The 465-nt window shown below is 75.9% G+C and carries 1 protein-coding gene; it reads right to left on the bottom strand.

Annotation, left to right across the window (positions count from 1 at the left end; genetic code table 11):
• Nucleotides 1-465: AMP-binding protein (locus tag RNB18_RS51610; protein WP_311721009.1), on the bottom strand; the 465-nt coding region annotated here is incomplete at both ends.

Below are 465 nucleotides of genomic sequence, written 5' to 3'. Positions count from 1 at the left end.
CGTCAGGGGCAGCAGCAGCTCCACCGTGGAGATGTCGAAGGAGAGCGAGGTGAGCCCGAGCCACCGGTCCCCGGGGTCCGCCCCGATGTGGTCCGCCATGGTCGCCAGCAGGTTGGCCAGCGCGCGGTGCGGGATCTCCACGCCCTTGGGGCGCCCGGTGGAGCCCGAGGTGTAGATGACGTACGCGGGGTCCCCGGCGGCCGGACCGGAGGCGCGGGAACCTCCCGGCACCGGCCCCTCCCCCGCGTCGGGGGCCAGGACGGTCAGGCCCGCCGGAAGACCCTCCGGCGCCGGGCCCTCCACCACGAGCGCCGCGAGGCCCGCGTCCGACCGTACGAACTCCAGCCGCTCGGCCGGATAGCCGGGGTCCAGGGGCACATGGGCCGCCCCGGCCGTCAGCACGCCCAGTACGGAGACCAGTTCGCCCACGGACCGGGTGACCTGCACGCCCACCAGGTCCCCGGC

This window comes from Streptomyces doebereineriae (assembly GCF_031845645.1).
Classification (GTDB): Bacteria; Actinomycetota; Actinomycetes; order Streptomycetales; family Streptomycetaceae; genus Streptomyces; species Streptomyces canus.
The sequence above is the reverse complement of the archived record's forward strand: the minus strand, read 5'-3'. Positions and strand labels throughout refer to the sequence as shown.